21 protein-coding genes and 2 tRNA genes are annotated in these 25964 nt (G+C 44.2%); 21 read left to right on the forward strand and 2 right to left on the reverse strand.

What is annotated here, in order from left to right; genetic code table 11:
* Nucleotides 1-31: 31 nt before the first annotated feature.
* Nucleotides 32-2809 (reverse strand): two-component sensor histidine kinase BarA, encoded by a 2778-nt coding sequence (gene barA, locus Q4592_RS06285; RefSeq protein WP_303511236.1) that lies wholly within the window; start codon nt 2807-2809, stop codon nt 32-34.
* Nucleotides 2810-2903: 94 nt separating this feature from the next.
* On the opposite strand from barA, the gene rlmD reads away from it, so the two are divergent.
* The 14 genes from rlmD (at nt 2904) to rpoS (ending at nt 16907) form a co-directional block, all read left to right on the forward strand.
* Nucleotides 2904-4211: a 23S rRNA (uracil(1939)-C(5))-methyltransferase RlmD gene (gene rlmD / locus Q4592_RS06290; RefSeq protein ID WP_303511239.1), complete on the forward strand. Its 1308-nt coding sequence runs from the start codon at nt 2904-2906 to the stop codon at nt 4209-4211.
* Between the two features lie 53 nt (nt 4212-4264).
* Nucleotides 4265-6490: a GTP diphosphokinase gene (gene relA / locus Q4592_RS06295; RefSeq protein WP_303511242.1), complete on the forward strand. Its 2226-nt coding sequence runs from the start codon at nt 4265-4267 to the stop codon at nt 6488-6490.
* Between the two features lie 21 nt (nt 6491-6511).
* The gene (gene mazG, locus Q4592_RS06300; protein WP_303511244.1) at nt 6512-7324 is read left to right on the forward strand and encodes a nucleoside triphosphate pyrophosphohydrolase; all 813 of its coding nucleotides are present in this window, start codon (nt 6512-6514) and stop codon (nt 7322-7324) included.
* Between the two features lie 134 nt (nt 7325-7458).
* Nucleotides 7459-9090: a CTP synthase gene (locus Q4592_RS06305; protein ID WP_137671612.1), complete on the forward strand. Its 1632-nt coding sequence runs from the start codon at nt 7459-7461 to the stop codon at nt 9088-9090.
* A gap of 63 nt (nt 9091-9153) precedes the next feature.
* The gene (gene eno / locus Q4592_RS06310; protein ID WP_137671611.1) at nt 9154-10452 is read left to right on the forward strand and encodes a phosphopyruvate hydratase; all 1299 of its coding nucleotides are present in this window, start codon (nt 9154-9156) and stop codon (nt 10450-10452) included.
* A 138-nt stretch (nt 10453-10590) separates the two neighbouring features.
* The gene (ftsB, locus tag Q4592_RS06315) at nt 10591-10875 is read left to right on the forward strand and encodes a cell division protein FtsB (RefSeq protein WP_137671610.1); all 285 of its coding nucleotides are present in this window, start codon (nt 10591-10593) and stop codon (nt 10873-10875) included.
* 26 nt (nt 10876-10901) lie between these two features.
* Nucleotides 10902-11609 (forward strand): 2-C-methyl-D-erythritol 4-phosphate cytidylyltransferase, encoded by a 708-nt coding sequence (gene ispD / locus Q4592_RS06320; RefSeq protein ID WP_303511250.1) that lies wholly within the window; start codon nt 10902-10904, stop codon nt 11607-11609.
* Nucleotides 11610-11611: 2 nt separating this feature from the next.
* Nucleotides 11612-12085, forward strand: a complete 474-nt coding sequence (gene ispF / locus Q4592_RS06325) for a 2-C-methyl-D-erythritol 2,4-cyclodiphosphate synthase (protein WP_235836147.1) — start codon at nt 11612-11614, stop codon at nt 12083-12085.
* Nucleotides 12086-13141 (forward strand): tRNA pseudouridine(13) synthase TruD, encoded by a 1056-nt coding sequence (truD, locus tag Q4592_RS06330; RefSeq protein WP_303511253.1) that lies wholly within the window; start codon nt 12086-12088, stop codon nt 13139-13141.
* Complete coding sequence (gene surE / locus Q4592_RS06335) at nt 13122-13877, forward strand: 5'/3'-nucleotidase SurE (protein WP_303511256.1); 756 nt, start codon at nt 13122-13124, stop codon at nt 13875-13877. Before truD ends, surE begins: the two co-directional genes overlap by 20 nt.
* Nucleotides 13877-14518 (forward strand): protein-L-isoaspartate(D-aspartate) O-methyltransferase, encoded by a 642-nt coding sequence (locus tag Q4592_RS06340; protein WP_201798666.1) that lies wholly within the window; start codon nt 13877-13879, stop codon nt 14516-14518. Before surE ends, Q4592_RS06340 begins: the two co-directional genes overlap by 1 nt.
* The gene (locus Q4592_RS06345) at nt 14515-15093 is read left to right on the forward strand and encodes a YqaA family protein (protein WP_303511260.1); all 579 of its coding nucleotides are present in this window, start codon (nt 14515-14517) and stop codon (nt 15091-15093) included. The genes Q4592_RS06340 and Q4592_RS06345 overlap by 4 nt, the downstream gene beginning before the upstream one ends.
* A gap of 100 nt (nt 15094-15193) precedes the next feature.
* Nucleotides 15194-15901: a peptidoglycan DD-metalloendopeptidase family protein gene (locus tag Q4592_RS06350; protein ID WP_303511263.1), complete on the forward strand. Its 708-nt coding sequence runs from the start codon at nt 15194-15196 to the stop codon at nt 15899-15901.
* A gap of 55 nt (nt 15902-15956) precedes the next feature.
* The gene (gene rpoS, locus Q4592_RS06355; RefSeq protein WP_303511265.1) at nt 15957-16907 is read left to right on the forward strand and encodes an RNA polymerase sigma factor RpoS; all 951 of its coding nucleotides are present in this window, start codon (nt 15957-15959) and stop codon (nt 16905-16907) included.
* Between the two features lie 60 nt (nt 16908-16967).
* On the opposite strand, the gene mutS is transcribed toward rpoS, so the two are convergent.
* Entirely contained in the window at nt 16968-19544 is a 2577-nt protein-coding gene (gene mutS / locus Q4592_RS06360) for a DNA mismatch repair protein MutS (RefSeq protein ID WP_303511268.1), read from the reverse strand.
* A 169-nt stretch (nt 19545-19713) separates the two neighbouring features.
* On the opposite strand from mutS, the gene recA reads away from it, so the two are divergent.
* The 7 genes from recA to Q4592_RS06395 all read left to right on the forward strand — a co-directional run bounded on the left by recA (nt 19714) and on the right by Q4592_RS06395 (nt 25964).
* Nucleotides 19714-20757 (forward strand): recombinase RecA, encoded by a 1044-nt coding sequence (gene recA / locus Q4592_RS06365; protein WP_137671600.1) that lies wholly within the window; start codon nt 19714-19716, stop codon nt 20755-20757.
* A 32-nt stretch (nt 20758-20789) separates the two neighbouring features.
* Complete coding sequence (locus tag Q4592_RS06370; protein ID WP_303511271.1) at nt 20790-21239, forward strand: regulatory protein RecX; 450 nt, start codon at nt 20790-20792, stop codon at nt 21237-21239.
* Between the two features lie 142 nt (nt 21240-21381).
* Nucleotides 21382-24006, forward strand: coding sequence for an alanine--tRNA ligase (gene alaS, locus Q4592_RS06375; protein ID WP_303511274.1), 2625 nt, complete (start codon nt 21382-21384; stop codon nt 24004-24006).
* Nucleotides 24007-24044: 38 nt separating this feature from the next.
* Nucleotides 24045-25259: an aspartate kinase gene (locus Q4592_RS06380; RefSeq protein ID WP_303511277.1), complete on the forward strand. Its 1215-nt coding sequence runs from the start codon at nt 24045-24047 to the stop codon at nt 25257-25259.
* Between the two features lie 106 nt (nt 25260-25365).
* Entirely contained in the window at nt 25366-25545 is a 180-nt protein-coding gene (gene csrA / locus Q4592_RS06385; protein ID WP_137671596.1) for a carbon storage regulator CsrA, read from the forward strand.
* A 242-nt stretch (nt 25546-25787) separates the two neighbouring features.
* Nucleotides 25788-25880: transfer RNA gene (locus Q4592_RS06390), tRNA-Ser, on the forward strand.
* Between the two features lie 11 nt (nt 25881-25891).
* Nucleotides 25892-25964: transfer RNA gene (locus Q4592_RS06395), tRNA-Arg, on the forward strand.

Raw genomic sequence — 25964 nt, forward strand, 5'->3', positions numbered from 1 at the left:
CTTTTTTCTTGGAGTGAATTCCATTAAGCGGTTAGCTGAGTTGTTGATTGATTTGCTTAGCAGCGAGTTTCACTTTTTCAATCTCATCACTTAGCTCAAGCAGTTCAGGCTCAACCCGAGCCACCTCTCCATGCTGACGTAAGCTATCTTCAATAGTGCCAGCTAAAGACTCTAGACGTTTACAGCCGCTGTAAGCACAGCCACCCCTAAAGCGATGGATCAACAATACAAATTCATCGGCGTTTAGCTGCTGAGCCAGAACTTGCTCAATACCACTTTCTATTTCAGCAAAGCTTTCTTGAAGCATCACAAACATATCTAGCGCAAGAGTCTGATTATTGTTGGCACGTTGCATGGCCAATTGCCAAGACAAGCTGGCGTTTTCAAACTCCAATATCTGCGGTTGCTCTAAGGTAGACACTAAGTTTTCACGACTAAGCAATTTGGCGTTGGGTTGCCAGCGATGAATAAGCTTCTCTAAAGAGGACTCGTCGATAGGTTTGGCAAGGTAGTCGTCTACACCTTGGCCGAGCAGCTGTTCCTTTTCACCGGCTAAGGCATGCGCCGTTACCGCAATAATTGGTGTTTGCTGGTTTTTACTATTTTCACGGATTTTTTGTGTGGCGCTAATACCGTCTAAAATCGGCATTTGAATATCCATCAAAATCAGGTTGTAAGAGTTTTCTTCGGCTTTAGTTATTGCCTCTAAGCCATTCGTACAGGTATCCACTTCGGTCACCAACTCTTCCAACATGGCTGAAATTAGCTTGAGGTTGGCGGCGTTGTCATCAACTGCGAGTACTCGCAGGACCAGTTTTGAGCGCGATACTTTGGCGATTGGCGTAACAACAGGAGAGTCGTCGATGCGGTCATCTACCAAGGCGTGTGCGAATTTACGATGATTAATGGGCTTGCTAATGCAGTGTTTCGCACCTGCTTGCAAAATCATTTGGTGAATATCGGGATCGCTTGAGTTAATCAGCGCAATCACTTCGTAAGACACTTTAAGTGCTTGGGTTATTTTTTGTTGAAGAGGCGCTAAATCTTTCCAATCGCTATGGCCGATGACCAAGGTGCCCTGAAAATCGACAAGGGCATTGCGCCACTGTTGCTCTGTGTTAACGGTTTGCAGTGGTAGCTGCCACTGCTCTGCCAAGCCAGACACAACCGCTTGGCTAATCTCGTGAGGTTCAAACAATAATACCGAGGTCTTACTTAAGGCGGTAAGTGGAAGCGGTGCGCCCAATACCATTTCGGCAAGTTCCATATGGAGCTCAAAACCAAAAATAGCGCCATGTTCAGGCTCAGAGCTTAGTTTGATGTCGCCCCCCATTTGTTGCACTAGCTTCTGGGTAATCACTAACCCTAATCCAGTACCACCATATTCACGGTTAATGCTGGTGTCTGCTTGTTTAAAGGCTTGGAACAGCTGAGACTGCTGCTCTTTAGAAATACCAATACCAGTATCTTGTACCGAGGCACCAAGTATTACTTGCTGACCTTGTTGTTTAACTAAGCCTACGTTTACAGTTATTTGTCCTTGGTGAGTAAACTTAATGGCATTGCCCAACAGGTTGGTAAAGACTTGTTGCAGGCGCAAGGGATCGCCTCGCAAGCCTTCGGGAACATTCGGTTCAATCAAAAGGTTTAATTCTAGGTTTTTATCTTGAGCGCTAGGTGCGAGTAGGGTGACTACATCGTTTACGGTATCGCGAAAATTAAAGTCGATACGTTCTAGCTTTAGTTTACCGGCTTCTAATTTCGAGAAATCTAGAATGTCATTAATGATAGCTAATAGGTTGTTAGCCGACTTTTCAATGGTGAGCAGGTAATCTGCTTGGTTATTGCTCAGTTGCGTTTTTAGTAGTTGGCGAGCAAAACCAATGACGCCATTTAGTGGCGTTCTAAGCTCATGGCTCATGTTTGCTAAGAATTCAGACTTAGCTTTTGCCCCTTGCTGGGCTTCTTTTTTGGCAATATCCAACTCAATGTTTTGAATTTCAATTTGCTCTAAGGTTTCCCGTAGATCACTGGTGGCTTGGTCAATGCTCTGATGCATTTCTTCGTGGTATTCGGCCAAGGATTTCGCCATGGAATTAATACCATGTTTCAGTAAACCCAGCTCACCTGTGTAACTGCCATCTACCCGCGCATCTAAGCGCCCTTGGCGAATTCTATCTACAATACTTACCATATTGGTGATGGGCTGAGTGACTTGTTTACTTAATTGGAAAGCAAACAACACACTAATTAGTACACCAAATAAAACAATAAATAGGGCAACGGTGGTATCTCTAAACTGCAGTAACAAGGCCCTGTCTTTGTTGTACTGCATTGAGATATAGCCCAATAATTCGGGCTTACCATTGCTAAATGCTGCGAAGCTACCCTCGGCTTCAGCCCAAATGGGGGCGCGTAAAATAATGCGATTGGGGTAAATTTCTACTTGAGTCGATTGCGGGAGCGGTAATTCTGGGTCGCTTTGCAACAAACGAATATTGCGGTGGTAGTTACTGGTGACAAATAGCTGATTGTGTTTATCGTAAACCGCAATGCTCTTGATAAGCGGAGACATTTTACGGTGAGTTACACTGATCAGTGATTTAACTTTTTCTCGGTTGTAACGGCTTAAACCTACTTCACTGGCAATAGCCAGCGGTTCAATAACGTTAACCCCTTGCTCAATCACAAAGTTGTCGAGTTGCTGATTACGGTTAAAAGTAAAGTAACTCGCTAACAAGATCCCCACGAACAGAGTGGGTATAATGGTGAGAATATATACGCGGGCACGTAAGCCATACTTGGTCATAAACGTTTCTTATGGGAAAATGACATGGTTCCAATCGCTTATGATGACATAAGCCCACCCCTTTTTGTATTCACAGGTTTAATAAGTCTCTTCTATGGCGCAATTTTTTAAAGCTAAACCCAAATCGAACAATGTTAAAGCTCTTAGAGGTGTAGAGGTTTTGCAGCTCGATCACCACTTAAAGGGCGTAGTTAAAGCCAATGGCCAAACATTTTTTGTCGACGATGTGCTGCCAGGAGAGCGCATAGATATGTTGCCGGCGAGTAAGTCTGGCCCTGCTAAGTTGTTAAAACGCTTGAGTTCTTCACCTCAGCGTCTAGAACCTGAATGTGAGTTTTATCAACGTTGCGGCGGCTGTAGTGCACAGCATTTAGGCGCAGCCGAGCAGCGTGAATACAAACAGCACGCGGTGGCTGCATTGATTTCACGCTTATCCGGTTTTACCGATTTACCGAAGATTGAAACGATTTATGGCAATGAATGGCAATATCGCCGGGTTGCTCGATTAAGCTCTTGGTTTGATAAAACCACAGGCTGGCAGTTGGGTTTTAGGCAAAAGGCCAGTAAGCAATTGGTGGCTATTTCAGCATGTAAAGTGCTAATACCCCAACTTTCGGAACTAATTCCTGCTTTACAGCTCTTAGTTAAGGCTTGGCCTAAAACGGTTGGCTTGGGGCATATTGAGTTAATAGATTGCCAACCTCAAACCGTTTGCAAAATTCGCTTAACCAAAGTGCCTAGTGAAAAATTAGAGCTGCAATTAAAGCAGTTTGCCGAGCAACATAATATTGGCTTGCAGCTGCACACTGAGGAACAGCGATGGCTAGTAGGCTCTGATACCAATTACACGTTAAACGAGCAACAGTTAAACTTGGCGTTTACGCCTGGTGACTTTATTCAAGTGAATGAAGCAATGAATCAACAGATTGTATCTACTGCTATAGATTGGTTACAGCTTAACAAAAGCGATGTGGTATTGGATTTGTATTCAGGTATTGGCAACTTTAGTTTGGCAATTGCCCAGCAAGCTCAGCAAGTGATTGCGGTAGAAGGCGTAGCGGCCATGAGCGAACGTGTGATGTTTAATGCAACACGCAATGATATTAGTAATGTTCAAGCCTTCAGTGGTGATTTAGAACAGGCTGAAACCGCAACAGTATGGGAAAATTCAGCAGTCACTAAAGTCCTATTAGATCCAGCTCGTGCAGGAGCAAAACTTGCTATTACTCAGGTTGCCAAGCTTAGCCCAAGCACCGTAGTATATGTGTCCTGTAACCCTGCAACACTGGCTAGAGATGCAGCAGTGCTTAAACAGGCTGGGTACCGGTTAGTTAAATTAGCGCTGGTAGACATGTTCGCCCACACTGAACACGTTGAAACAATGGCCTTGTTCGAACGCTAGGTATTAGCTAGTTTGTTAATAGAGAATAAATAAAACAAAGGAAACGTAGCTGTATGGTCTCGGTTCGAGAAACACACCTTAATCAAGAGCTCTTGTTTGATGAAAATCAATGGGTTGAAAGCTTAGATATAGCGGTTGAAGACCAACAGCGCTTATTTGTTGCCTGTAATTATTTTCGAGCCTTAGATGCAGATAAACAGCAAATCCATAGTTGTTTGAGTAAAGGCAAAGAGATGGTGGAGATCCTTGTTACTTTGAACATGGATCTGCCAACCTTAAAAGCGGCATTGCTGTTTCCTTTTGTGGATGTAGGTCTGCTTTCTAAAGATAAACTAAGCCCACAGTTTCCCGATGAGGTGATAAAGCTTCAATACGACGCGGCGCAAATGGATGCGATGAAAGTACTGCGCACCGGGCAAAACAAGAGTTTATCTTCAATCCAAATTGATAACGTTCGTCGCATGTTATTGGCGATGGTCGGTGATGTACGTGCCATTGTAATTAAGTTGGCCGAACGTATCTGTTTTTTACGTGAAGTTAAAAACGAAGAAGAAGATGTGCGAGTACTGGCAGCTAAAGAGAGCCAAGACATTTATGCGCCATTGGCTAACCGTTTAGGTATTGGTCAGCTTAAGTGGGAATTGGAAGATTTCACTTTTCGCTATTTGCATCCTATTACCTATAAACAAATTGCCAAGCAGCTCGATGAAAAACGTTTAGACAGAACCCAGTACATCGATGATTTTGTTGCCAAGCTACAACGAGAAATTGAAGGCGCAAATATTGATGCCCAGGTTTATGGGCGACCAAAACACATTTACAGCATTTGGCGGAAGATGCAGAAGAAGGATCTATCTTTCGATAAGCTGTTTGATGTTCGCGCCATTCGAATCGTCGCTGAAAAGCTGCAAGATTGTTATGCTATTCTTGGTATTGTACATACCTCATGGCACCATATTCCTAGCGAATTTGACGACTATGTTGCTAATCCTAAACCTAACGGTTATCAGTCGATCCATACGGTAGTGATTGGCCCTGAAGGCAAATCTATCGAAGTGCAAATTCGTACTAAACAAATGCACGAGGATTCCGAGCTGGGTGTGGCCGCCCACTGGAAATATAAAGAGGGCGGTGCTGGCTCTGCTGGGCGTAGTGATTTTGAAGATAAAATCGCCTGGCTACGCAAGCTACTGGCTTGGCAAGATGATATTGCTGAAAACGGTTCAATGTTAGAAGAGCTTCGCTCACAAGTATTCGATGATCGTGTGTATGTATTCACACCTAGTGGTGAGGTGATTGACTTACCATCGGGCTCTACGCCATTAGATTTCGCTTATTACGTGCATAGCCAAGTGGGTCACCGATGTATTGGCGCTAAAATAGGTGGACGCATTGTGCCGTTTACCTACCAGCTAAGCACTGGCGAGCAAGTTGAAATTATCACTCAAAAAGAATCTAGCCCAAGCCGTGATTGGCTAAACCCTAATTTAGGGTATGTGAAGTCGTCGCGGGCTCGAAATAAAATTGCCACTTGGTTTAAGAAACAAGACAAAGATAAAAATCAAGTTGTTGGTAAAGAGTTGTTAGAGGCTGAGCTTAACAAGCATGGCTTTAAGATGAGTGACGTAGAAAGCTGCGTAGAGCGCTTTAATGTTAAAACCTTAGATGACCTGCTGGCGGCTATTGGCGCAGGCGACGTGCGTTTAAACCAACTGATTCATCATCTGCAGGCGACTCTTCATAAGCCAACAGCAGAAGAACTTGACCGCCAAGCACTTGAGACTATTACCAAGAAAGCCGAACATCACGGGCAAAAGAAGAAACGTGCTAAAGATGCCATTGTTGTCGACGGTGTCGGTAACCTAATGACCCATATTGCGCGCTGTTGTCAGCCCATCCCTGGCGATCTCATTAAAGGGTTTATCACTCAAGGTCGTGGTATCTCAATTCACGGGGCCGATTGTGAGCAATTAGCTGAGCTGGTTAGTCGCACTCCGGAGCGGGTAATTGACGCGGTATGGGGGGGGAAAGATTCCGGTGGATATAACCTCACCATTCGTATTGTTGCTAATGATAGAGGGGGTTTATTACGAGATATCACCACGGTATTAGCTAATGACAAGGTGAACGTAATGGGCATGCAAAGTCATTCCGACGTGAAAAGCCAAACTGCCACTATTGATATGGAAGTAGAGATTTATAATCTCGAATCTCTGTCTCGAGTGCTATCTAAGATAAACCAGCTTAACCATATTATTGAAGCTCGTCGTTTACGTTAAGCCTGTTGGAAGCAAGAACAAATGAATCAGCGCCCTTACACCATGGATACGCTGCTTGGCATTATGGCTAAGTTGCGAGATCCTGAAGTTGGTTGCCCATGGGACCAACAACAGCATTGGCAAAGCATAGTGCCGTACACAATAGAAGAAACCTATGAGCTGGTTGATGCGATTAATCAGGCGATAGAAAGCAAAGATTTTTCAGACGTCAAACTGGAACTGGGTGATGTGCTTTTTCAAGTGGTTTTTTATGCCCAGTTTGGCCAGGAGCAAGGAGACTTTAACTTCGCTGAAGTGGTTGATGGTATATGTGAGAAGCTGATCCGCCGTCACCCCCATGTGTTTACTGAACAAGCCTTTGCCGATGAAGCAGCCATAAAAGCCAATTGGGAAGCTGAAAAAGCCAAAGAGCGCGCGAGTAAATCAGCTAGCAAGGCGAGTGTGCTAGACGATGTGCCAATGGCATTACCTGCATTAAGCCGTGCACAAAAGCTACAAAAGCGTTGTGCTAATGTAGGATTTGACTGGCCAAGCGTTGAGCCAGTCATTGATAAAGTGAAAGAGGAACTTGAAGAAGTTCAAGAGGCTATCGCCTCTAAACAACCCCAAGATGTAGCCGAGGAAATCGGTGATTTGTTGTTTTCTTGCGTAAATTTAGCTCGCGCCTGTGATTTTGATGCGGAAGACTTATTGCGCCAAGCCAACCAGAAGTTTTCTAATCGATTCAGGGGAGTAGAGGCTCTAGCGGCTGAAAGTGGCAAAAGTATTAAGCAGATGAGCCTTGAAGAGATGGATGCGCTTTGGGATAAAGTGAAAGAAAATTACAAAAATTGATTTACAACAAAACCACTAAATCTTAGTCTTGATACAGTGACATTGATTGTGGTGTTAAAGAGGCTTTGCTATACTATGCCCCCGTCCAAGTATCGCAGATACGCCCTTAACACATCCAACTTCTCAGGTTAGACATGACAACAAAGTACATTTTCGTCACTGGAGGCGTAGTATCCTCCTTGGGTAAAGGTATTGCCGCTGCATCATTGGCTGCTATCCTCGAAGCTCGTGGTCTTAAAGTGACCATTATGAAGCTTGACCCGTACATCAACGTTGACCCCGGCACGATGAGTCCGATCCAACACGGCGAAGTATTTGTGACCGAAGACGGCGCTGAAACTGACCTAGATTTAGGTCACTACGAGCGTTTCATTCGTAACAAAATGACTAAGCGTAACAACTTCACTACGGGTCGGGTTTATGAAGATGTACTACGTAAAGAACGTCGTGGCGATTACTTAGGCGCGACTATTCAGGTTATTCCTCACATCACCAATGCCATTAAAGAGCGCATTGTAGCGGGTGGCGAAGGCGTAGATGTTGCCATTGTAGAAATTGGTGGCACGGTGGGTGACATTGAGTCACAACCTTTCCTAGAGGCAATTCGTCAGTTAGGTACTGAAATTGGCCGCGAGCGCGCCATGTACATGCATTTAACCTTAGTGCCATATCTTGGTGCTGCTGGCGAAGTGAAAACTAAACCGACTCAGCACTCGGTGAAAGAGTTGCGTTCTATTGGTATTCAGCCAGATATTCTTATTTGTCGTAGCGACCGCGCTATTCCGGCTAATGAACGCGCTAAAATTGCTTTATTTACAAACGTGCCAGACCGCGCCGTTATCTCACTGAAAGACGTAGACAGTATTTACAAAATTCCTGCGTTACTTAAATCACAAGGCTTAGACGCGTTAGTGATTGAGCGTTTTGGCGTTGAATGCCCAGAAGCTGATCTAAGTGAATGGGAACAAGTGATTTATGAAGAAGCCAATCCAACCAATGAAGTTGTAATTGGTATGGTGGGTAAATATGTTGAGCTTCCTGACGCTTATAAGTCAGTCAATGAAGCACTTAAACATGCCGGCCTTAAAAATCGCTTAAGCATTAAAATTCAATATGTAGACTCTCAAGATCTTGAAGTAAAAGGCACCGATGTTCTGCAACATCTTGATGCTATTTTGGTTCCAGGTGGTTTTGGCGAGCGTGGCGTTGAAGGTAAAATTTTGGCTGCCCAATATGCCCGTGAAAACAAAGTGCCTTATTTAGGTATTTGTTTAGGCATGCAAGTAGCGTTGATTGAATACGCCCGTAACGTAGCTGGCTTGAAAGGCGCACATTCTAGTGAGTTTGACGCTAAGTCTAAATATCCGGTAGTAGGTTTAATCACCGAATGGATTGATGAAGACGGAAAAGTAGAAACTCGTGATGTAGATTCAGACTTAGGCGGTACTATGCGCCTTGGTTCACAACTATGTCACCTAACTAAAGGCTCTAAAGTAGCTGACTTGTACGGTAGTGTAGAGATTTACGAACGCCACCGTCACCGCTACGAAGTGAACAACACGATATTGCCTAAGATTACTGCTAAAGGCTTGCAAGTAACGGGTCTTTCGTCAGATAAAAAGTTAGTAGAAATAATAGAAAACCCAGCTCACCCTTGGTTTGTTGCCGCTCAGTTCCATCCTGAGTTCACCTCAACCCCTCGCGATGGACACCCATTGTTTGAAGGGTTTGTGAAGGCTGCTGGTGAATTTAATAAAGCTCGCTAGAATCAATTAGCGGGTAACGTTTTTTAGAGAGTTAGAAGTTCATTTATATAGAGGAAATTAGTAATGTCTAATATCGTAAAAGTACTTGGTCGCGAAATCATGGATTCACGCGGTAACCCAACTGTAGAAGCTGAAGTTCATCTTGCTGATGGTTCTATCGGTATGGCTGCTGCTCCTTCAGGTGCATCAACGGGTTCTCGTGAAGCCCTAGAATTACGTGACGGCGATAAAGCTCGTTACTTAGGTAAAGGCGTATTAAAAGCAGTTGAAGCTGTAAACGGCCCAATCGCTGAAGCGCTAGCCGGTAAAGATGCATTGGCTCAAGCTGCTCTTGACCAAATCATGATCGACCTAGATGGCACAGATAACAAAGCTAAGTTTGGCGCAAACGCTATCCTAGCTGTATCTCTAGCTGCTGCTAAAGCTGCTGCTATTTCTAAGAAAGTACCACTATACGCTCACATTGCTGACCTAAACGGTACTTCTGGTGTTTACTCAATGCCTCTTCCAATGATGAACATCATCAACGGTGGTGAGCACGCAGATAACTCTGTAGACATCCAAGAATTTATGATTCAACCTGTTGGCGCTGCTAACTTCCGTGAAGGCCTACGTATGGGCGCTGAAGTTTTCCATAGCCTAGCTAAAGTTCTTAAAGCTGGCGGTCACTCAACTGCTGTTGGTGATGAAGGTGGTTTCGCTCCAAACCTAGAGTCTAACGAAGCGGCTCTTGCTGCTATTAAAGTTGCTGTTGCAAACGCTGGCTACGAGCTAGGTAAAGACATCACTTTAGCGATGGATTGTGCTGCATCTGAGTTTTACGACAAAGAAGCAAACATCTACGACCTTAAAGGCGAAGGTAAAAAATTCACTTCAGAAGAGTTCAACGTATTCCTACAAGAACTTACTGAACAGTACCCAATCGTTTCTATCGAAGACGGTCTTGATGAGTCTGACTGGGATGGTTTCGCACACCAAACCAAACTAATGGGTGATAAAATCCAATTAGTTGGTGACGATTTGTTCGTAACTAACACTAAGATCCTTAAGCGCGGTATCGACAACGGCATTGCTAACTCTATCCTAATTAAATTCAACCAAATCGGTTCTTTAACTGAAACTTTGGCTGCAATTAAAATGGCGAAAGACGCTGGCTTCACTGTTGTTATTTCTCACCGTTCAGGCGAGACTGAAGACGCAACTATCGCTGACCTAGCTGTTGGTACTGCTGCTGGCCAAATCAAAACAGGTTCATTGAGCCGTTCTGATCGTGTTGCTAAGTACAACCAATTGCTACGTATCGAAGAAGCTTTAGGTTCGAAAGCACCTTACAACGGTCTTAAAGAAGTTAAAGGTCAGTAATTCTTTTTGAATTAAGCCTATAGCTATATAAAATCCTCGCTTTGGCGGGGATTTTTTTTGCCTTGGATTTAGATAAATCATACAACGCTTATGGAGTAACAATCGGCTTTATGGGATTATCTCTGTCAGGGAGGAACCATGCGTTCGTTTAAAATTTTACTGATACTGATTGTTTTGCTTTTACAGTACCAATTATGGTTTGGCAAAAACTCATTAAATGACTATTTTGCTTTGCGTGATGAAGTGGCAAAACATGCAGTTGCTAACCAAGACCTTGGTCAACGCAATGCAGTGTTGGTTGCAGAAATCGCCGATTTGCGTAGCGGCTTAGATGCCGTGGAAGAGCAGGCGCGTAACGAACTAGGAATGATTAAAGAGGGTGAAACCTTTTACCGAATTATTCCTTCCTCAGAACTTGAATAATGGTTGACTCCGAGTATCACTAATAAATGATTTCTTCTATTAAGCAATATACTGCATTGCTACCGGCGGCAGGTATTGGTAGTCGCATGCAAGCAAGTATCCCAAAACAGTATTTGTCTTTGGGTGAGAAAACAATTCTTGAAACAACCGCTGCTGCTTTTCTCAGTCACCCTGCTATCGCGAAGGTGATTGTAGTTCTCCATCCAAATGATCGTTGGTTTAAAGACTTATCAATTGCTAGTTCTCCACGCATTCAAACAGTTGAAGGTGGTGATGAACGAGCTGATTCTGTACTTGCAGGTCTACAAACCATTAATGATGATGAGTGGGTATTGGTACATGATGCAGCACGGCCTTGTATTACTCATCAAGACATTAGTTTACTTATCGCAAGTTGCGAGCAACATCAGCATGGCGGCATATTAGCCAGCCCGGTGCGCGATACCATGAAGCGAAGCGCTGATGGTAAAGTTGAACACACTGTGTCAAGAGAGCAACTTTGGCACGCTTTAACGCCACAAATGTTTTTGGTTCAATCGCTAAAACAAAACATCAGCAATGCTATGGCTGCTGGTGAAAAAATCACTGATGAAGCGTCTGCTATGGAATGGGCGGAACAGCCAGTGAGTATTATTGAAGGTCGTAGTGACAACATTAAAGTGACTTGCCCTGAAGATTTGGCCTTAGCCAAATGGTATTTAAGTCAGCAACAACAAAAAGAGGTAGTAGGGTGAGTATTCGCATTGGGCACGGTTTTGATGTACATAAATTTGGTGGTCAAGGGCCGCTGGTAGTTGCTGGCGTAGCAATTCCTTATGAGCAGGGATTTATTGCTCACTCTGATGGCGATGTTGCCTTACATGCTTTGTGTGATGCTTTGTTAGGAGCGCTAGCGTTAGGTGATATAGGACATCATTTTCCTGATAATGACCAAGCGTATGCGGGGATAGATTCCCGCATTTTGTTACGCCGAGTTGTCGAACAAATTACTCAGCGAGGTTATAAGTTAGCCAACCTCGATTTAACTATTGTTGCCCAAGCCCCAAAAATGGCACCGCACATTGAAGCAATGCGCCTCAATATTGCCGAAGATTTACATGCCAGCATTAGCCAAGTGAACGTGAAAGCCACTACCACTGAAAAACTTGGTTTTGAAGGGCGTAAAGAAGGGATATCGAGTCATGCGGTTGTATTATTGGAGAGTATTTAAATGAGTGATTATCTAACGCTTATTTCGCAGCTTAACTACCTGCACGGTAAACCGAGCTGTAGTGGTTTGCTCAAGCAACACGCCATAGATTTTAAAGTTGATGAAGTGCTGCCGTTCGAGTTCAGTGGTGACGGCGAGCATATGTTGGTGAAGATTGAAAAAACTGGCGAAAACACCTCTTGGGTAGCAAAAATGCTAGCAGAAGCCTGCCAGGTAAACCCCAATGTTATTAGCTATGCAGGCCTAAAAGATCGCCATGCGGTCACCACCCAATGGTTTAGTATTCAAATACCTGGCAAGGACAATGTTGCGTTACCTGAAGAGTTAGGCGAAGGGGTTAGAGTGCTTGCAACCGCAAGGCACAACCGCAAACTCAAGCGTGGTTCTTTGTCGGGTAACAATTTTGTGATACGCCTACGAGACGTATCGGATATTGAGCAAGCTTTAGAGCGAGCAAGCAAAGTTGCCGAATCTGGTGTACCTAACTATTTTGGCTCTCAACGATTTGGCCGTGGTGCCAGCAATATTGACAATGCCTTAAGCATGTTTGCTGGCAAACGAATTCGTAGCCGAGAAAAACGCAGCATGTATTTATCTGCCGCGCGCAGTTTGGTTTTCAATCATGCTATTAGCCAACGCATTGAGCAGCAGTTGTTCACTCAGGTACTCAACGGTGATGTGATGAAGTTTGCTACGAGCAATGCACACTTTGTAGCCGAACAAGCTGACCAAGATATCGTAGAGCGTTATCAGCAAGGCGAAATTGAGTTGTCTGCCCCAATGGTCGGAAAGGGTGAGTTAGCCAGCCAAGATAAAGCCTTAGAGTTCGAGAGCTCCGTGTTAGCGACCTATCCAGAAATAGTTTCAGGCCTAGCAGATGCTGGCTTAAAAATGGAACGTCGCGCATTAGCTCTTCGTCCAAAAGACTTTTCATTTAAAGCCGAGGGTAATGATTTAGTGCTGAGCTTCTTTTTAAGCGCCGGCAATTACGCCACGAGTATTTTGCGTGAAATTGTTAATTGTGAAGGCGAAGGCAATGACCATATTAGTGAGTAACGATGACGGCGTATACGCGCCGGGTATTGTATGTTTGGCTCAAGCGTTAAAGCAGATTTCACCAGTGTTAACCGTTGCACCCGATAGAAACTGCAGCGGCGCGAGTAATTCTTTAACCCTTGAAGACCCGCTGCGGATTGTTTATCTCGATGAAACTACCATCTCAGTAAAAGGCACGCCAACCGATTGTGTTCACTTAGCGATTAATGAGTTAGTCGATGTGTTACCAGAAATAGTTGTTGCTGGAATCAACGCAGGTGCTAATTTAGGTGATGATGTACTCTACTCGGGAACCGTCGCTGCTGCCATGGAGGGGCGTAATTTAGGGCTTCCTGCTATTGCAGTGTCTTTGGTGGGGCGAGAGGGCAAACACTATGACAGCGCCGCTAGCGTAACCTTAAAGTTGTTAGCGCAATTGCGCGAGCATGCGCTTCCAAGCAACCAAATTCTTAATGTGAACGTTCCTGATTTACCTTTGACAGAAATCAAAGGCTTTAAGGTCACGCGATTAGGCAGTCGTCATCGCGCAGAGGTCATGGTGAAACAACAAGATCCTAGGGGCCACGATATTTATTGGCTGGGCCCTCCGGGTGAAATGCAAGATGCCGGCGAAGGAACTGACTTTGCGGCAGTCGCCGAAGGCTACGTTTCTATCACACCACTAACGATAGATATGACAGCACACAGCTTTATTGGCAAACTAGATACTTGGATCAAGGATTGGGAGGCAAGGTAATGCAATTTGGCGAAAGCCCGAATAGTTTGAAATTGGTTAATCAACTGCGTCAACACGGTATTCAACATACCGCTGTGTTAAACGCCATCGCTAAATTGCCACGACAATATTTCATTGATGAAGCCTTAGCTCATCAAGCCTGGGATAACACTGCTCTGCCAATAGGTCAGGGGCAAACGCTATCTCAGCCTTACATTGTGGCAAAAATGACCGAAATACTGTTGCAAACTAACCCTAAGAAAGTACTAGAAATTGGTACCGGTTCAGGTTACCAAACAGCGGTATTAGCATCGCTGGTTGACCAAGTCTATTCTGTTGAACGTATTAAAACCCTCCAGTTTCAAGCTAAAAGACGCTTAAAATTGTTGGATTTACATAATGTTGCAACAAAACATGGTGATGGTTGGAAAGGCTGGTCAAGCAAAGGTCCGTTTGATGCCATCATCGTTACTGCTGCAGCTGCTGCTATACCAGAGGCGCTTGTTGCGCAGTTAAGTGTTGGCGGCCGAATGATTATTCCGGTGGGTGAGCAACAGCAACAACAAACACTTGTCCAAATCGAAAAACAAGCACAAGGTTTTACTCAACACAATTTAGAGCCTGTGCGTTTTGTTCCTTTAATTAATGGTGAATTAGCGTGAAAATTTTTAGTGCCTTATACGACAAAGTGATGACTTGGTCTGAGCATCGCCATGCCGTTCGATATTTGTCGGGCATGAGTTTTATCGAATCTATTTTTTGGCCGATCCCTGTTGACGTAATGTTAGCGCCCATGGCTTTATCACGTCCAAACAGAGCCTGGCGTTTTGCTATGCTGGCCACTATTTTCTCGGTACTCGGTGCCGCTTTAGGTTATGCGCTCGGCCAGTTTTTTTATGAGCCAGTGGTAGAGCCATTGATTCAGTCGGTAGGTTATCAACACAAAATGGATGTCGCATTTGAATGGTTTGAAAAGTGGGGCGTATTGGTTATTTTTGTCGCCAGCTTTACGCCTGTGCCTTATAAAGTGTTTACCTTGACTGCAGGCATTCTAAACATGGCATTTATTCCTTTCATTCTGATTTCTTTGGTCGGTAGAGGATTACGCTTTTACTTGGTTGCTGGTTTAATGAAGTGGGGCGGCGCCAAAATGGAAGCTCAATTACGTAAGTATGTTGAAATTCTTGGTTGGGCAGTTGTTGTGTTAGCAGTAGTGGCTTATTTGCTACTGCGTTAACTGAATGGTTTATCTGCGTTATGTTTGCCTCATATTAACCATTAGCTTACTGCAGGGATGTAGTCGAGAAGGTGGTCCTGCGCCAGTAACCGATGCTGGTGTGTATAACGCAGATACACGCGGCGTGTTAAACAGCTCGCAGTATAAAGTTAAAAAAGGCGAGACTTTATACTCTATTGCATGGCGAGCTGGGCTTGACCCCAAACAATTAGCAAAAAGAAATAATATTCCAGCTCCTTACACAATTTATGTCGGTCAAACTATTAATTTGAAAGCTAGCAGTGTTAAAACCAGCAAAGCTAAAACGAATAAGCATAAAACTGTGAAGCCGCAAGTTAAAGATGTTAAGAAATCGTCAAAAAAACTTGAATCAACGTCAACAAAGGCATACGCTAAAAACTCGCCTAAGGTTGTAGTAAGCAGCCAAACAGGCCCAGTTAAAGGCTGGGTTTGGCCAACAAAAGGTAGAATTATCAAAGGTTTCTCTAATAAAGAGAATGGTAATAAAGGCCTTGATATTCGCGGCAGCCAAGGGCAGAAAATTGTAGCTTCAGCACCGGGTCGAGTGGTGTACGCGGGCAGCGCGTTAAGAGGTTACGGAAAACTTATAATAATAAAGCATAATGACGATTACTTAAGTGCTTATGCACATAACAGTCGTTTACGTGTAAAAGAAAAACAGCAAGTAGTAGTAGGGCAACATATCGCCGATATGGGCGATACAGGAACAACCGATACGCGATTACATTTTGAAATCCGTTTCAAAGGAAAGTCAGTAGATCCAAAGAAATATCTACCGGCACTCTAGCCTAGATTGCACATAATAATAACAGCAATCAGGTCTTGTTCAGGGAGGTTATGCTATGACCCAAGTAAAAACTGCTGTAAAACTAAAAAGTGTTTCAACTGGCGATGCTAAAAGCGCAAAGGTTGACAAAAAAGCTAACAAAGACGACATCATGCAAGCCGATGTTTCCAAGAGTTTAGATGCTACTCAGCTCTATCTTGGCGAAATTGGTTTCTCACCTTTACTTACCGCAGAAGAAGAAGTTCTGTACGCCCGACGTGCCCTTAGAGGTGACGAAGCCGCGCGTAAAAGAATGATTGAAAGTAATCTGCGCTTAGTAGTTAAAATAGCACGACGATATAACAACCGCGGCTTGGCTCTGCTGGATTTAATCGAGGAAGGGAACCTTGGTTTGATTCGTGCAGTAGAAAAGTTCGATCCAGAACGTGGTTTTCGCTTTTCAACTTATGCTACTTGGTGGATCCGCCAAACTATTGAACGAGCGATTATGAATCAGACTCGTACAATTCGTTTGCCTATTCATGTGGTTAAAGAGTTGAATGTGTATCTTCGTACTGCACGGGAACTAGCTCATCGACTAGACCACGAACCTACTGCAGAGGAAATTGCCGAAACACTGGACCGCCCAGTAGAAGATGTGACTAAAATGCTTCGTTTAAACGAGCGCATTAGCTCGGTTGATACCCCGATTGGTGGTGATAACGATAAAGCATTATTAGACATTATCTCTGATGAAAATGATCACGGCCCAGAACACAAAACCCAAGATGATGATATGAAAAATAGCATTGTTGGTTGGTTAGGCGAGCTTAATAGCAAACAACGCGAAGTATTAGCACGCCGCTTTGGGTTGTTAGGTTACGAAGCCTCTACCTTGGAAGATGTGGGCAGAGAAATTGGCTTAACCCGCGAGCGAGTAAGGCAAATTCAAGTGGAAGCATTACGCCGCTTACGTGACATACTGTCGTTACAAAATCTATCTATAGACTCACTATTTAAAGTCTAGTGATGTCATCAAATAAAAAAGGAAGCTTAGGCTTCCTTTTTTGTTTTTCGTTTGGTGCTGTTAACTATTTGCTTGCTGCTTTAAATTAAACAATAAATCTAATGCCGCTCGTGGCGATAATTCATTTGGGTCCAAATTACGCAGTTGATCTAGTATCGGGTGTTCTTCAACACTGCCTAAGTCCATGCTTAATTGAGCTGCTAAGTCACTTTCTGGAATGCTTGGGGTATCTACCGGTGCAGGGTTAGCCGCTTCTAACTGTTTTAACTTACGTTTAGCTTGTGAAATTACAGCTTTAGGTATTCCAGCTAATGCGGCAACTTGTAAGCCGTAACTTTTACTGGCTGCCCCTTCCTGAACTTGGTGCATAAAGGCGATAGTATCTTGATGTTCCACGGCATCTAAATGAACATTAGCCACACCGTCTAGGATTACTGGCAATTGGGTTAACTCAAAATAGTGAGTAGCAAATAGTGTTTGCGATTCTATTTTACTTAGGGCTTGTGCTACCGCCCAAGCCAAAGACATACCATCATAGGTACTGGTTCCACGGCCAATTTCGTCCATCAATACCAAACTGTTGGTTGTGGCATTATGCAAAATATTGGCGGTTTCAGTCATTTCCACCATGAAGGTAGAGCGGCCACTGGCTAAATCATCTGACGCGCCAATACGAGTGAAAATCTTATCGATGGGGCCTAGCGTTGCGCTTTCTGCTGGCACAAAACTTCCCATGTAAGCCATCAAACATATCAGTGCGGTTTGGCGCATATAGGTAGATTTACCTCCCATATTTGGACCTGTTACAATCAGCAGTCTGCGCTTTTCTGCAAGCGTTACAGGGTTCGCAATAAACGGAGTATCGTTTACGTGTTCAACCACTGGGTGTCTGCCACCCTCAATACTAATTCCTGATTGTTCACTAAAGTGAGGGCGTACATAGTTTAGGCTTTCCGCTCGCTCGGCTAAACAACACAGTACATCAAGCTGAGCAATTGCTTGAGCGCTACGCTGCATATTGCTCAAACTTGGCATGAGCAAATCTAACAATTCCTCGTATAGCCGCTTTTCTAATGCCAAAGCTTTACCTTGGCTAGAGAGCACTTTTTCCTCGTGTTCTTTAAGTTCAGCAATAATGTAGCGTTCCATATTCTTTAGCGTCTGCCTGCGAATATAGTGCTCGGGTACTTGTTCGGAATAAAGGCGGCTTACCTCAATGTAAAAACCGTGTACTTTGTTATACCCAATCTTTAGGTTGGCAATTCCGGTTTGTTCGCGTTCCCGTTGTTCTATGTCTTTTAAGAACTGAGTCGCTCCCTCGCTTAGGTCTCGCCACTCGTCCAACTCTCGATGGTAACCTGGTGCAATCACTCCGCCATCCCTAATGAGCACAGGAGGGTTATCAATTATTGCTCGCTCTAACAAGGCTAAGGTATCGGGAAACTCGCCAATATTTTTAGCTATTGGCGCTAGCGCTTGTGTAGAACTTACATAAGATTGCAGTTCTGGTAGTAAACTAAAGGCGTTACGCAATCTCGCTAAATCACGCGGTCGGGCTGAACGAAGGGCTAAGCGGGCCAATATTCGCTCAATATCGCCAATCGACTTAAGCACAGTTTGCACTAGAGGATAAAGGTCGGTTTCCAGTATTTCAGCAATGCAATCTTGGCGCGCACTCACTTGTTGCTGGTTGCTTAAAGGCTGGTGTAACCAGCGATTTAGCAAGCGGCTTCCCATGGCAGTGGAGCTGCGGTCCAATATTGAACTTAGGGTGTTTTCGTAGCCGCCAGCAAGGTTACGGGTTAACTCTAGGTTTTTACGGCTTGCGGCATCAAGTTGAATAAACTGATTTTGGCTCTCAACGATAATTGCATTGATATGCGGTAGGGCAGTGCGTTGGGTATCTTGAACATACTGCATTAAACAACCCGCTGCTGAAAGGGCTAGCGGGTATTCACTTACCCCAAACCCATCTAAGTGCCGAGTACCGAACTGCTGATTTAATACTTTTTGTGCGGTAGCTAAATCGTATTCCCACTCCCCACGGCGGCGTAAACCTTTGTATGCTTGCAGCTCCGAGTAAAACTCGAAGTCATCAGGGTAGAGCAGTTCTGCAGGGTTTAAGCGTTGTAATTCGGCTTGTAGTTGTTGTTCACCGGTAAATTGATTAATCACGAATCTGCCACTGGCAATATCTAAATAAGCAAGACCAATTTGTTGTTGCTGGTTTATCACGCTGACTAACAAGTTATCTTGTTTCTCTTGCAGCAAGGCTTCGTCGCTCACCGTGCCTGGTGTGATAATTCTAACAACTTTTCTTTCCACCGGCCCTTTACTGGTAGCCGGGTCGCCAATCTGTTCGCAAATAGCGACTGATTCACCTAATTGAACCAGGCGCGATAAATAATTCTCTGCAGCGTGGTAGGGAATGCCTGCCATTGGTATAGGTGTACCAGCAGACTGACCACGTTTTGTTAAGGAAATATCCATTAACTCAGATGCGCGTTTGGCATCGTCGTAAAACAATTCGTAAAAATCGCCCATTCTATAGAACAATAAAATCTCGGGATGTTGAGCCTTTAACGTTAAGTATTGGCGCATCATAGGAGTGTGTTTTTCTAGATTTGTCTCAGTCATGGGGCTTATCGAACTACTCGGTTAATGGCTAAACGAAGCAGCAAGGATAAAAGCTGTCAGCCGAATAGGCAAAACTCTTTTATGAATTTTCTGGAATAAACTTGATACTGTATGAATACCCAGTATACTACTGGTCATTAAGATAGTTAAAAGCACCTACGAGGGCGATATGGATCAGAACAAACAAAAGGCATTAGCTGCGGCCCTAGGCCAAATTGAAAAACAATTTGGTAAAGGCTCAATCATGAAGCTTGGTGACAACCGTACCATGGATATCGAAACCATTTCTACAGGTTCTTTATCCGTTGATATTGCCTTAGGCGCTGGCGGTTTGCCAATGGGTCGTGTGATTGAAATCTATGGTCCTGAAAGTTCTGGTAAAACTACTCTTACCTTAGAAGCCATTGCTCAAGCTCAAAAAGTAGGCAAGGTATGTGCGTTTGTTGATGCTGAACATGCCCTAGACCCTATTTATGCCAAAAAGCTTGGTGTAGATGTAGACAACTTATTAGTATCTCAACCTGATACTGGTGAGCAAGCCCTAGAGATTACCGATATGCTAGCGCGCTCTGGTGCCGTTGACATGATTGTAATTGACTCGGTAGCAGCTTTAACCCCTAAAGCTGAAATTGAAGGTGACATGGGGGATAGCCACGTTGGCCTGCAGGCACGTTTAATGTCGCAAGCATTACGTAAGTTAACTGGTACGCTTAAGCAAACCAACTGTATGTGTATTTTCATTAACCAAATCCGTATGAAAATTGGTGTAATGTTTGGTAATCCAGAAACTACATCTGGCGGTAATGCACTGAAGTTTTACGCATCTGTACGTTTGGATATTCGTCGCATCGGCGCTGTGAAAAGTGGCGATGAGATCGTTGGTAACGAAACTCGCGTTAAAGTGGTTAAAAATAAAATCGCTGCACCATTTAAACAAGCCGAGTTCCAAATCATGTACGGTGAAGGTTTTAACCGTTACGGCGAGTTAGTTGATTTGGGCGTAAAAGAAAAATTGGTCGACAAAGCTGGTGCTTGGTTCTCTTACAAAGGGAACAAAATCGGTCAAGGTAAGGCGAATGCTTCAAATTACTTGAAGGAGCACCCAGAAGTTGCTCAAGAGATTGAAATGACGATTCGTAACAACCTGCTTAACAACACCGAAGTTGTTGAAGAAGATACAGCCACTGAAACTCCGGCTGATCAAGAAGCATAAATTGATTAGGAGCCGAAAGGCTCCTTTTTATTATGACCAATCGTAGCGCACTTCACACCACCATCGATCTGCTCTCAAGGCGTTCATATAGTCAGCAGCAATTGTTGCAGAAATTGCGACAAAAGGACTTCCAAGAAGCTGAAATCGCAGATGCGATTAACTATGCCATTGAAAATGCTTGGCTTAACGATCATAACTACGCAAGTTCTTTAACTCGCGCTAGATTAGCTCGAGGTTACGGGCGTAATTACATAAAACAATACCTGCAAAGCAAAGGCATCAATAGCGACTTAGCTAATCAGGTCCTGGCTGATCCTGAATGGGATTGGTATCAAAGCTTAACCTTATGTTTTGAGCGAAAGTTTAAACAAGGTCTCCCTTCTGACCGCGTACTTAAGCAAAAATGTACTGCATATTTATACCGCCGCGGTTTTGACTTTGAGTTAATCAATACGCTATTTAGCGAACTACAACAGCAATAAGCCCTCAACACTTTGCCTGCATGGGTCTGCGTGATATATTGTCGCGATTAATTACGGTTTCACCTATTTTAGCGCCTATCGACGAGTAACCCCGAGTTTTACCACGATGTCGAGTTGCTACAAACCCCCAGGAAATAGATTCATGAAGATGACTTCAGCTGAAGTAAGAAATGCATTTTTAAGCTTCTTTAACAGCAAAAATCACCAAATAGTTGCCAGTAGTTCGTTAGTTCCTCACGACGATCCCACCTTACTGTTTACCAATGCGGGTATGAATCAATTTAAAGATGTATTTCTAGGCATTGATAAGCGTAACTATTCACGAGCTACGACCTCGCAACGTTGTGTACGTGCCGGTGGTAAACATAACGATTTAGAAAATGTAGGCTATACCGCACGTCACCATACATTCTTTGAAATGCTAGGTAACTTTAGCTTTGGGGATTACTTCAAAGAAGAAGCTATTGGCTACGCTTGGGAATTCTTAACTGATGTGGTCAAGTTACCTAAAGAAAAGTTGTTGGTTACGGTTTACCAAACTGATGACGAAGCGTTTGATTTATGGGCCAACAAAATCGGTGTGCCTAAAGACCGTATTATTCGTATCGGTGATAAATCTCCAGAGAAGAAGTTTGAGTCAGATAACTTTTGGCAAATGGGTGACACTGGACCGTGCGGCCCATGTACCGAGATATTCTACGACCACGGCGAACACATTTGGGGCGGACCTCCAGGAACGCCTGAAGAAGATGGCGATCGTTTCATCGAAATCTGGAACGTTGTATTCATGCAGTTCAATCGTCAAGCAGACGGTAGCATGGAACCACTGCCTAACCCGTCAGTAGATACTGGTATGGGTCTAGAGCGTATTGCTGCCATTTTGCAGGGCGTGCACTCAAACTACGAAATCGATATTTTTCAGAATCTAATTGCTGCCGCGGCCAACATTATTGGTACCAGCGATTTGGAAAACAAATCACTGCGAGTAATCGCAGACCATATTCGCTCTTGTGGCTTCCTCATTGCTGATGGTGTTATGCCCGCCAACGAAGGTCGTGGTTATGTATTACGCCGGATCATCCGTCGCGCTGTTCGCCACGGCAATAAACTGGGTGCAACAGAAGGTTTCTTCTACAAACTATTACCAGCCCTAATCGCTGAAATGGGCGAGGCTTATCCTGAGCTTAGTACTCAACAACCAGTTATTGAGCGCGTTCTTAAGCTTGAAGAAGAGCAATTTGCAAAAACATTAGACCGCGGTTTAATCATTCTTGACGAAGCCTTAAATGAGCTCGAAGGTTCAGTAATTCCTGGCGACTTGGTATTTAAGCTTTATGATACTTACGGCTTCCCCGCTGACTTAACAGCAGATATCGCGCGCGAGCGTGAACTGAGTGTTGATGAAGCTGAGTTTGAAGCTGCAATGCGCGCGCAGCGAGAACGTGCCAAGCAGGCTAGCAATTTTGGCACTGACTACAACGATAACTTAATTATTGATAGCGAAACTGAGTTTTTGGGTTACCAACACTTAGAGGCTGAAGTTAAAATCGTTGAGATGTTTAAAGACGGTGAAGCTGAATCAACCGTTAGCAGTGGAGAGCAAGCGATTATTGTTCTCGATAAAACGCCTTTTTATGCAGAATCGGGTGGCCAAGCTGGTGACGCTGGCGAATTGATGTATGAAGGCGGCAGCTTTGTGGTGCAAGATACCATTAAAGTAGGCAAAGCTTTTGTGCATAAAGGTTATGTACAAGGCGGTGACTTATGTTTACAAAAAGTCGTTAAGGCTAAAGTAGATTCTCGCCGACGTTGGAACACGGCGTTAAACCACTCTGTCACGCACATATTACATGCAGCATTACGCCAAACCTTAGGCGAACATGTTACTCAGAAAGGTTCTTTGGTAGAGGCCCAGCGCTTACGCTTTGACTTCTCTCATTTTGAAGCCGTTTCGATGAAATCAATCCGCCAAATTGAGCATTTAGTTAACCAGCAAATTCGCCGTAATTTACCGGTAATAACTAAAGTTATGAATCTTGACCAGGCTAAAGAAGCTGGGGCTATGGCTTTGTTTGGCGAGAAGTACGATGACGATGTTCGTGTTGTTAGCATGGGCGATTTCTCTACAGAGCTTTGTGGCGGAACCCACGTTAACCATACCGGTGACATAGGCTTCTTCAAAATTACCAGCGAAGCTGGTATTGCATCGGGCGTTCGCCGTATTGAAGCGGTAACGGGACAGTTCGCAATAGACCTAATACACCGTATTGCTGAAGAAATGGAAAAAGCCGCCAACTTAGTGAAAGGTGACCAGTTCAGCATTGGCGAGAAAGTGATGCAGTTAGTTGACCGCAATAAGATGCTTGAAAAAGACGTTGCTCAACTAAAAGCTAAACTAGCAAGCGCCGCCAGTAATGATGCCGCAGATCAAATACAAACTATTAACGGTGTGAAAGTATTAATTGCCTTCTTAGATGGCGTTGAAGGTAAAGCCTTACGCAGTAGCGTAGATGAGCTAAAAGTGAAACTTGAGAGTGGCGTGATTTTATTAGCCACAGTAAACGATGGAAAAGTAAGCCTAGTTGCAGGTGTGACTAAAGATTTAACCTCTCGTGTTAAAGCTGGTGAAATGGTGAACATTGCAGCCCAATGTGTTGGGGGTAAAGGTGGTGGTCGCCCAGATATGGCGCAAGCAGGTGGCTCTAATCCAGATGGATTACAAACTGCACTTGAGAAAGTGAAAGAGTGGTTAAACGAGCAGCTGTAATCAACTAGGCATTAAGTGTTAAAGAAAAAGGAAAGCAAGTGGCACTAATTGTTCAAAAATATGGTGGTACCTCGGTAGGCACGCTTGAGCGTATTCAAGCGGTTGCTGACCGAGTTATTGGCAGTAAAGCAGCCGGCGATGATGTGGTAGTGGTTCTTTCAGCAATGTCTGGTGAAACCAACCGTTTATTGGGTCTTGCCAATGAAATTGACGAAAATGCCGCCGAACGCGAAAAAGATGTACTGGTATCGACGGGAGAGCAGGTCACTATTGCTTTACTTAGTATTGCCTTGCAGAAGAAAGGTTGCGATGCAGTATCGATGACAGGCGATCAAATTCGCATGCATACAGACAACGCCCACGGTAAAGCGCGTATCACTAGTATTGACGATCACAACATTCAAGCACATTTGCAGCAGAATAAAGTGGTGGTTATTGCTGGTTTTCAAGGACGCAGTCCAGAGAACCACATAACAACGCTTGGTCGAGGTGGTTCCGATACTACCGCTGTAGCAATTGCTGCGGCCTTAAAAGCCGATGAGTGCCAAATCTACACAGATGTAGATGGCGTTTATACCACTGACCCACGGGTTGAGCCTAAGGCGCGCCGCCTTGAAAGCATTACTTTTGAGGAAATGCTCGAAATGGCGAGCCTTGGTGCTAAGGTTTTGCAAATTCGCGCTGTTGAGTTTGCTGGCAAGTACAATGTGCCGCTACGTGTTTTATCTAGTTTTACTGAAGGTAACGGTACCTTAATCAGTTATGAGGGAAATAAAATGGAGTCACCCGTAATTTCAGGCATTGCGTTTAACCGCGATGAAGCAAGCTTAACAATTTTGGGTGTGCCAGATAAACCTTCTGTAGCAGCGTCTATTTTAGCCCCAATTGGTGATGCTAATATCGATGTGGATATGATCATCCAAAACTCTATGGGCGACAATACTGCCGACTTTACCTTTACCGTTCACCGTAACGATTACAAGCGAGCTAAAGAGCTGCTAGAGGACACCTCTAACAAGTTGGGCGCGCGTGAAGTTCAAGGTAAAGATTCACTGGCGAAAATTTCTATCGTTGGGGTAGGGATGATGAATCACCCTGGCGTAGCGAAAACAATGTTCGAAACCTTGGGTGATGAGGGGATAAATATGCAACTAATCTCGACTTCTGAAATCAAAGTATCGGTGGTAGTGGACGAAAAGTATTTAGAGTTGGCTGTGCGTGCATTGCATAGTGCATACAACCTAGAGCAATAATGATGACTCTTTGGCTTAAACAAGCTAGTCTATACGCTAATAGCAGAAAAATAATAGCTTTGATAAGTCGCTAAAGAACAAGAAAACGAATTTAAGGAGATAATGAATGCTAATTTTGACTCGCCGTGTAGGCGAAACGTTGATGATTGGGGATGAAGTAACAGTTACTGTATTGGGCGTGAAAGGAAACCAAGTACGTATCGGTGTAAACGCTCCTAAAGAAGTATCTGTGCACCGTGAAGAGATTTACATGCGCATTCAAGCCGAGAAAAACGCCAGCGCCTAAGCGCACGTTTTATCGCCATGATTTGACTATAGGAAGCCTCTGGCTTCCTTTTGTTTTTTAGGGCTTTGCTTAAGCTATTTTGATGTTGGGTAATCTATAGTGTTTGCAGTCTCCGCTTAGCTTTTAAGCTGTTAGCTAACAAAAAGGCAGCGAACTGTTCGAAAGCTGAACGAACAAGAGAAAAGTGGTAAAAAAGGTTTGACTATATTTTTGGAAGCAGTAATATCTGCATCCGAAATCGCGGTGAGGTGGCCGAGTGGCCGAAGGCGCTCCCCTGCTAAGGGAGTATAGGGTTTGTAGCCCTATCGAGGGTTCGAATCCCTCCCTCACCGCCATCGATTTCAACGCGCGTGTAGCTCAGCTGGATAGAGTACCTGGCTACGAACCAGGCGGTCGGAGGTTCGAATCCTTCCACGCGC

The organism is Agarivorans sp. 1_MG-2023, assembly GCF_030548385.1.
In the GTDB taxonomy this organism is placed as follows: domain Bacteria; phylum Pseudomonadota; class Gammaproteobacteria; order Enterobacterales; family Celerinatantimonadaceae; genus Agarivorans.